Origin of the sequence: Micromonospora sp. NPDC051296 (genome assembly GCF_040682255.1) — a bacterium.
Classification (GTDB): domain Bacteria; phylum Actinomycetota; class Actinomycetes; order Mycobacteriales; family Micromonosporaceae; genus Micromonospora; species Micromonospora craterilacus.
This window is the reverse complement of record NZ_JBFBAO010000485.1, coordinates 1-4,226: the sequence shown is the minus strand read 5'-3', so window position 1 is coordinate 4,226 and position 4,226 is coordinate 1. Positions and strand designations below refer to the sequence as shown.

Annotated in this window: 6 protein-coding genes; 4 read left to right on the top strand and 2 right to left on the bottom strand. The window is 64.6% G+C overall.

Annotation, left to right across the window (positions count from 1 at the left end; genetic code table 11):
* Positions 1 to 216: 216 nt before the first annotated feature.
* On the top strand, positions 217 to 780 hold the full coding sequence (locus tag AB0M52_RS31400; protein WP_363961207.1) for an HD domain-containing protein: 564 nt from the start codon (positions 217 to 219) through the stop codon (positions 778 to 780).
* On the opposite strand, the gene AB0M52_RS31395 is transcribed toward AB0M52_RS31400, so the two are convergent.
* The gene (locus AB0M52_RS31395) at positions 768 to 1,238 is read right to left on the bottom strand and encodes an NUDIX domain-containing protein (protein ID WP_363961205.1); all 471 of its coding nucleotides are present in this window, start codon (positions 1,236 to 1,238) and stop codon (positions 768 to 770) included. The genes AB0M52_RS31400 and AB0M52_RS31395 overlap by 13 nt on opposite strands.
* Positions 1,239 to 1,243: 5 nt before the next feature.
* Entirely contained in the window at positions 1,244 to 2,002 is a 759-nt protein-coding gene (locus tag AB0M52_RS31390) for an XRE family transcriptional regulator (protein ID WP_363961203.1), read from the bottom strand.
* A 208-nt stretch (positions 2,003 to 2,210) separates the two neighbouring features.
* Between AB0M52_RS31390 and AB0M52_RS31385 the strand changes: the two genes are divergently transcribed.
* The 3 genes from AB0M52_RS31385 to AB0M52_RS31375 form a co-directional block, all read left to right on the top strand.
* On the top strand, positions 2,211 to 2,543 hold the full coding sequence (locus AB0M52_RS31385) for a hypothetical protein (RefSeq protein WP_363961201.1): 333 nt from the start codon (positions 2,211 to 2,213) through the stop codon (positions 2,541 to 2,543).
* A gap of 134 nt (positions 2,544 to 2,677) precedes the next feature.
* Positions 2,678 to 3,610, top strand: a complete 933-nt coding sequence (locus tag AB0M52_RS31380; RefSeq protein WP_363961199.1) for a hypothetical protein — start codon at positions 2,678 to 2,680, stop codon at positions 3,608 to 3,610.
* 118 nt (positions 3,611 to 3,728) lie between these two features.
* A partial coding sequence (locus tag AB0M52_RS31375) for an FtsK/SpoIIIE domain-containing protein (RefSeq protein WP_363961197.1) occupies positions 3,729 to 4,226 on the top strand: 498 nt, incomplete at its 3' end.

Below are 4,226 nucleotides of genomic sequence, written 5' to 3'. Positions count from 1 at the left end.
CGTAGCCTGAAAGCAGGAACGACCCAAGATCGTCTAGCCGGACGTGTCACGGATCAAGTGACAACGATCCGTAACGCATCAAGTGGAGCCCGACACCCGACACTCGGGACACTCAGAAACACCCCCTCGGGAACAGCCCTCCACCCCGGATAACTCGCCATCGCTTAACCGTCCCCGCGCGTAGCGATCTTTGGTGATCGACCGTAGGCTCTTGGCATGACTTTGCCGACCATCCCTGAAGCGCGGTCCCTCGCTCAGGACTTACTCGAAGACGCCTTGCCTCGTCGGTGGAGTCACGTTCAGGCAGTAGGGACCAAAGCGGAACGGATATGCGAACTCCTGGACTCACCGGACGGCCAAGTCTTGTCCGTGGCTGCGTGGCTGCACGATGTCGGCTACAGCCCCGACCTGGTATCCACCGGCTTCCACTCCCTAGACGGCGCGCGGTGGCTTCGCACTCAAGGGATTGATGACCGCGTTGCCGCCCTGGTCGCTCATCATTCCTGCGCTTGGCTCGAAGCAATGGAGCGCGGCCTAGACTCGGAGCTGCACGAGGAATTCCCCCGCGAGGAGTCCGTCACCACCGACGCGCTCTGCTACTGCGACATGACGACAGGACCTGACGGCCAAGACTTCGATGCTTCTTACCGGTTGACAGAGATCAGGTCACGCTACGGCCCGGATCATCTGGTGACCCGTTTCATTACCAGGGCAGAGCCCGAGATCCTGGCTGCCGTTCGGCGTACCGAGGGCCGACTGTCTTCACTTCACCCAAGGTAGGGATTGGCGTCGGGGTCGTAGCCGTGCGAGATACGTAGCCGGGTCGACGGATGGATAGGCAAGGAGTCCAGTTCCTCTCGTCGGACCCAGCGCACGTCCGCAGACTCGGAGCTGCCGGTTAGGTTTCCACCGACAGTCCGGGCGCGAACGCAGATTGCGAACTGTTGTCGCACCTCGCCATCGTCGTAGGCCACGACATGGTTTGGGTTGCTGTAGACCCCGACCAACCCGGTAACCTCCACCTCCAGGCCGGTTTCCTCGCGCGTCTCGCGTACTGCGGTGCTGCTGATGTTCTCGCCGACCTCCTGGGTCCCGCCGGGCAGTGACCACAGGCTGTTGTCGGTGCGGTGGATCAACAGGACGCGGCCCTCATCGTCCTGCGCAAACACCGTCACGGCCACAACAATGCTGTTGGCCTGCGGGGCTGCGGGATCGTAGTAATGATCTCTCCTGGCCATGCCTGCTAGCGTGCCACAGCGCTCGGCCAATCGGACGTGGCGGTCTGCCAAACCCGGTCGAAGCTGTCTGCGTAGGTCTCGAAGAACTCTCCGCCAGATAGCTGCTGGAGGTGCAACACAGGCGCGTGTGGCGCTGGCAGCCCGTAGACGTGAGTGTTGACAAGCATCTGGTCATCGAAACGGTATATGGAGTTGTACAGGGTCGTGCAATGAAACCGAACGGCTACGTTCGGAACATCTCGCACCTCCGCGTACCGGTCCATTACTTGCCGGATTTTCGAAGCCATCACCCCCGAGACACTCTCGTCCAAGCTTCGGCGCTCGATCTCGGGAGAAGTCGGGTCGCCTAGCAGCACACGAACCTGCACCCCATCTTCCGCCTTCGCTCGGAGCTTGTCGGTGAACCTCCGGTCTTGTTCCACGAGGAATAGGCCGGCGTATACGAGAATGTCCACTCGTTCAGCTGCCTGATCCATGAAGTCCCGCCACAGGTCGTTGGGCACGGCACTCCGCCGAGGGTAGACGGTAACTAGCTCGGACTTCGCCAACTCGGTCTTTCGCTTTGCCGTCACAGCATCCGGCCAGAGGTAAGTCTCATTCTGTTTCAACAGGCGGGCTATCGGCCGACGGTAGCGCGGATACGGGATGCGTCCTTGAGTGACCCAGCGCTCCACCGTCTTTGGGTCAACCCCGACATGCTCTGCCAGCATGGGAAGGGTTACTCCGCGATTTAGCATCGCCTCGCGCAGACGGTCGTTCCGCATGTGGGCTCCTCGCGCGATCGGGACGATTAGGAGGGACGACTTACTCTAACAAAGTCGTCCCTCGGCTGTCTACAGTGCGTGGTGAACCCGTCCCCTTCATCCGCGCGATGCTCTTGTCATCGAATCCGTCGCCCAAGACCGAAGCGGCGAGAACGGCACGGTGGGCAGTCGCTCAAGGTGAGCGCGCCCAAATCGAAGGGAGTCAGTCATGGGACGTCTGATGCTGGACACCTCGCGGGTGTCGTACGAGGTGTCGGTGAACCCGGTGCCGAAGCTGGACCAGAACGGTCAGCAGAAGTTCGACCGGGAGTCGAAGCAGCCGATGTGGACGGTGCACCTGTACGCGTTGTCGGAGGGCAGCGCGGAGGTCATCAACGTGACCGTGGTGAGCCCGGTGGTGCCGCCGGTGGCGGTGCGTCAGCCGGTGCTGCCGGTGGACCTGGAGGCGCTGCCCTGGGTCAACGACCGGGACGGCAAGGTGCGTTCCGGGGTCGCGTTCCGCGCGGCGGGTCTGCGTCCGCTGGACACCGACACCAAGTAGTACCCGGTCCCCACGACCGGCTCCACATCTGCACTGCTGCTGATGGGTGGACACGGGGTCACCGTTGATTGGCGTCGTCTGCGACCCCGCGTCCTGTCAACAAATCCGTTCCCTACAGGTAGGGAGGACTTGTCGTGCGCAAGTCTAGTTCGCGGTCCCCGTTCGGCTGGTCGAACCACAACGGGACTGTCACTGTCGTTGAGGCTCCGATTGCCCGCTCCTACCGCCGTCGGGCCATCATCGCCTTCTGGGTCACCTCCGCCGTGGTCGGCTTGCTCGCCGCAACGGTGGCCTCGCACTACCTGCACCCGATCCTGGGTGCCCTGGCCGGCGTCCTGCTCGGCGTCGTCCTGGGCGCGGTCGTGTTCGCGCTGATCGTGGCGTGGCCGGTGCTGCGCGTCTTCTGGCACTGGCTGCCGGAAATCGTGCTCGGCCTCGGCCTCGTGTACGGCTGGGTCGTGTTGATGCAGTCAACACCCATGTGGCTGTCGCTGCTCATCGTCGCCCTGGTCGTCGGCCTGCCGGCCGCGATCGGCCCGGCCCGCCGTCAGATCGTCTCCTGGACGTGGTGCCTGATCGTGCGGCACCGCCTGCGGTTGTGTTTCGCGGCGTTCATCGCCACGAACCGACACGGCTCGCTACCGCTGATCCTGCTCGCCCGACCGACCCCGGCCGGGGAACGGGTCTGGGTGTGGCTACGCCCCGGCCTGTCCCTGCGGGACCTGGAGCAGGACGGCCAGGTGCAGAAGCTGGCCGTGGCCTGCTGGGCCAACGAGGTCCGCGTGATGCGCGCTTCCCGTAAGTACGCGGCGCTGGTCCGGGTGGACATCACCCGCCGCGAACCCTTGGCGCACACGATCGTGTCGCCGCTGCCGGACTACGTGCCGGCGGACATGCCGTCCAACGCCCCGACGTCTCCGGGCATGCCGCCTGTCGGCCTGGACCTGCCCGACGTGCCGGACCAGCCGGTCACCGTACCGGCTGACACGCCTCGGCCGCGCAAGCCGCGCAACCCCACCACGGATACCGCGAGCCCGTCCGGGTTCGACCCCTCCGACTACGCCTAACCACCAATCACCAGGGACGGCGCGGACCGAGCACCCATCACGGGTCGAGCGTCCGCGCCACCCTCCCCTTCCCCGTTCCTGACACGTACGTGTCAACCCATCCCCTGGGAGCCCAACCATGGACCTCACCGACACTCTGGAACTTCCCACCCACGCGCACCCGGATCCGCCGGACACGGTGCCGGTCGGCGCGGGGCTGTCCATCTTCGATCCGGTGTTCCTCGGCATTGATGAGTTCGGTCAGCCGGTGTACCTGCCGATGATCTACCGCAACATCCTCATCGGCGGTGAACCCGGCTCCGGCAAGTCGTCGCTGCTGAACACGATCGTGGGGCATGCGGCGCTGTGCGCGGATGTGCGGCTGTGCCTGCTCGATGGCAAGCAGGTCGAACTCGGGCTGTGGGAGGACGCCTGCGACGTGTTCGTCGGCCCGGACATCCACCACGCCATCCGCACCCTCTACCGGGTGCAGACCGTCATGGACAACCGCTACACGTTCCTCAAGGCCCACCGCCGCCGGAAGATCGGCCCCCACGACGTGTTCGGGCAGATCCTGGTGGCCTGCGACGAGATCGCCTACTTCTCCGCCACCGCCGGCGACGAGAAGACCCAGAAG

Coding starts and splice junctions, on each gene's coding strand:
- AB0M52_RS31395 (WP_363961205.1), bottom strand. CDS start 1,238: ATGGCCAGGAGAGATCATTACTACGATCCCGCAGCCCCGCAGGCCAAC.
- AB0M52_RS31400 (WP_363961207.1), top strand. CDS start 217: ATGACTTTGCCGACCATCCCTGAAGCGCGGTCCCTCGCTCAGGACTTA.
- AB0M52_RS31390 (WP_363961203.1), bottom strand. CDS start 2,002: ATGCGGAACGACCGTCTGCGCGAGGCGATGCTAAATCGCGGAGTAACC.
- AB0M52_RS31385 (WP_363961201.1), top strand. CDS start 2,211: ATGGGACGTCTGATGCTGGACACCTCGCGGGTGTCGTACGAGGTGTCG.